We start from the raw sequence: 2,841 nt of genomic DNA, 5'->3' as shown, positions 1-2,841 counted from the left end.
CCGTCAAGAGCGAAAAGCTGGGCACCGCCGCGCCCAGTACCGACGTCAAGAAGGCGCCCTCGAAGCCGGTGCCGGCCGGCGCCTCGCCCGCCGTCGAGAAGAAGAACACGCCGGAAACGGCCAACAAGAAGTGATGGAGATCCGTTCGTCATGAAAATGGGAAGTTTGCCGGTCGCCATCATCATGCAGCGGCGCGCCGTGCGCCACCGGTGGGCCGACGACGCCTGGGCGGCAGTGGGTGTGGTGCCGGACCGCGGCAACCTGCCGCGTCTGCAGGTGCTGAGCGAAAGCCCGGACCGCGACTACTACCTCGTTTCCGGCCTGGAACTCGAGCTGTACACGGACGAGAACGACGGCTACTACGAGAACTGCATGGCGCCGGAATCCAAGGTGTTCGTGCTGTGGCGCATGGAAGAGGGCAAGGCGATCCCCGTGCGCGCCTCGGTCAGCTACATGGAAGGCACGCGCATGTTCGATTCCGGCGAATCCGCCGATGGGGTCGCGATGCCGGCCGAGGTCTATGCCTGGCTGGCGGACTACCTGCGCAAGCACTACACGCCGCGGCCGCGCAAGGGCCGCCAGCACGGATGAGCGGCAAGACGATGGCGGAAGAAGGCTTCCTGCGCCGCTGGTCGCGGCTCAAGTCCAGCGGGGGCGACGCGTCGCCCCAGGAGGCGCCGCCACCGGCGCCGCCGGCACTTGCGCGCACCAGCGGCGGGGTGGCCGACGAGGACGTGCAGGCGCTGCGCCCCTTGCCGACCATGGAGGACATAGCCGGCCTGAGCTTCGATTCCGACTATTCCGGCTTCGTGGCGCAAGGCGTGGACAAGGCCGTGCAGCGCCTGGCGCTCAAGAAGCTGTTCGCCGACCCGCATTTCAAGGTGATGGACGGCCTCGACATCTACATGGACGATTTCAATGTCGCCTCGCCGCTGGCCGCCGACATGCTGGCCGAGCTGCGCCACGCCGACAGCGCACTGCAGCGCGTGCTCGACGACGCGGCGCCGGAAGAGGGCGCCGGCGCGGCCGCGGCGGCTGCGCCCGAAGCGCAGGACGCGGTGACGCAACAAGAAGAAGACCGGCCGCAAGGGAATCCGCAAGAGAACCCACAAGGGAACGCATGAATATTCGACTCAACGACGGGGCGCCCGCCGACCCCGTCCGCAACGGGCGCGACGCCCTGGCGCGCCAGGCCGCGCTCGCCGCCCTGGAAGCCATGCCCGCCTTCGAGGCGGCGGTCACCGTCGACTACCGCTCCTCCGGGCGCGTGCTGGTGGTGGGGCCTTCCTCGCAGGCGCTGCCCTGGGCCGACCGCCTGGCCACGGTCCTGCCGGTGACCGCCATCCTGCTCGACGCGCCGGCGCCGGGCGCCGCGCGGCCCTATCCGGTGCACGTGGCGCGTGCCGTCGCCGTGGCCGGCTGGCTGGGGGCCTTCGAAGCGCGCTGGCAGGCCGCTGGCGAACCGCTGGGACGGGACAAGTTCGACCTGGTGCTGGACCTGTGCCCGGCGCGCCTGATCCCCACCCACCAGCAGCCGCACGGCTATTACGCGCCGGGCGAGGACGAGGCCGCGCGCGCGGCGGCGGCAGAGGCGCTGCTGGACATGGTGGGCGACTTCGAAAAGCCCAAGTACTTCAACTACAAGGAGCGGCTGTGTGCGCACAGCCGCAACGGCCGCCAGGGCTGCAATGCCTGCGTCGACATCTGCTCGGGCCAGGCGATCGCGGGCGACGGCGACCGCATCAAGGTCAATCCCTACCTGTGCGCCGGCTGCGGCGCCTGCACCACGGTCTGCCCGACCGGCGCGATCACCTACGCCTATCCGCCGGCCCAGCTGACCGGCAAGCGCATCCAGGCGGCCCTGCGCGCCTTCCGCGAGGCGGGCGGCGAGGAACCGGTGCTGCTGCTGCACGACGGCGGGCGCGGCGCGGCAATGCTGGCCGAGCTTGGCGCCGAGGCCCCGGGCCGCATCCTGGGCCTGAGCCTGCACCATGCGGCCGCCACCGGGATCGACGTCTGGCTGGCCGCGCTGGCCTATGGCGCGGCGGGCGTGGCCGTCCTGATGACGGATGAGCACGCTCCCCAGTACGTGGCCGCGCTCGGCGAGCAGATGGCGGTGGCCCAGGCCGTGGTCGACGGACTGGGCTATGCCGGCCCGCACTTTCAATTGCTGCGCGTCGATGCGCCCGACGAGCTGGCCCTGGCCCTGCGCCACGCGCCGCGCGGCGAAGTCCCGCGCGAGCCCGCCGTGTTCCACCTGGCCGCCGACAAGCGCAATACCCTCGACTACGCGCTCGACCACCTGCACCGCCACGCGCCGCAACGGCCGGAAGTGGTGGCGCTGCCCCCCGGGGCGCCGTTCGGCGCCCTGGCGATCGACCGCCAGGCCTGCAGCCTGTGCATGTCCTGCGTCGGCGCCTGCCCGTCGGCGGCCCTGCAGGACGGGCAGGGTCTGCCGCAGCTGCGCTTCATCGAGAAGAACTGCGTGCAGTGCGGACTGTGCGCCAGTACCTGCCCGGAAAACGCCATCACCCTGGTGCCGCAGCTGCGCTTCGGCGAGACCCGCATGCAGGCCGTGGTGCTCAACGAAAGCCAGCCCTTCCACTGCATCCGCTGCAGCAAGCCCTTCGGCACCCTGCAGATGGTCGAGAACATGCTTGGCCGCCTGGCCACGCACCCGGCCTTCGCCGGCAAGCTGGACCGCCTGCGCATGTGCGGCGACTGCCGGGTGATCGACATGATGGAGCCAAGCGACGAGATGAAGGTGACGGTGCTCAAGCGCGATTGATCGTAGGGGGGGGGGGCGGGGCCCCCCCCCCCCCGCCGGGGCCCCCCCCCCCC

General features: G+C 71.2%; 3 protein-coding genes. All 3 read left to right on the top strand.

The genetic code is table 11. The features are described 5' to 3' along the window. The first annotated feature begins 150 nt into the window (after positions 1–150). The 3 genes from KBW98_RS23665 to KBW98_RS23655 are packed head-to-tail and all read left to right on the top strand — an operon-like array spanning position 151 to position 2,788. Positions 151–591: a DUF3305 domain-containing protein gene (locus KBW98_RS23665; protein ID WP_211522623.1), complete on the top strand. Its 441-nt coding sequence runs from the start codon at positions 151–153 to the stop codon at positions 589–591. Beyond that, positions 588–1,124 (top strand): DUF3306 domain-containing protein, encoded by a 537-nt coding sequence (locus KBW98_RS23660; protein WP_211522622.1) that lies wholly within the window; start codon positions 588–590, stop codon positions 1,122–1,124. The genes KBW98_RS23665 and KBW98_RS23660 overlap by 4 nt, the downstream gene beginning before the upstream one ends. Further along, the gene (locus KBW98_RS23655; protein WP_211522621.1) at positions 1,121–2,788 is read left to right on the top strand and encodes a 4Fe-4S binding protein; all 1,668 of its coding nucleotides are present in this window, start codon (positions 1,121–1,123) and stop codon (positions 2,786–2,788) included. Before KBW98_RS23660 ends, KBW98_RS23655 begins: the two co-directional genes overlap by 4 nt. The last annotated feature ends 53 nt before the right edge of the window (positions 2,789–2,841 follow it).

Origin of the sequence: Massilia sp. ST3 (assembly GCF_018119405.1) — a bacterium.
Taxonomy (GTDB): domain Bacteria; phylum Pseudomonadota; class Gammaproteobacteria; order Burkholderiales; family Burkholderiaceae_D; genus Telluria.
The sequence above is the reverse complement of the archived record's forward strand: the minus strand, read 5'-3'. Positions and strand labels throughout refer to the sequence as shown.

What these genes read in the sequence shown, in the direction of transcription:
- KBW98_RS23655 (WP_211522621.1), top strand. Translation starts at nt 1,121, where the DNA reads ATGAATATTCGACTCAACGACGGGGCGCCCGCCGACCCCGTCCGCAAC.
- KBW98_RS23660 (WP_211522622.1), top strand. Translation starts at nt 588, where the DNA reads ATGAGCGGCAAGACGATGGCGGAAGAAGGCTTCCTGCGCCGCTGGTCG.
- KBW98_RS23665 (WP_211522623.1), top strand. Translation starts at nt 151, where the DNA reads ATGAAAATGGGAAGTTTGCCGGTCGCCATCATCATGCAGCGGCGCGCC.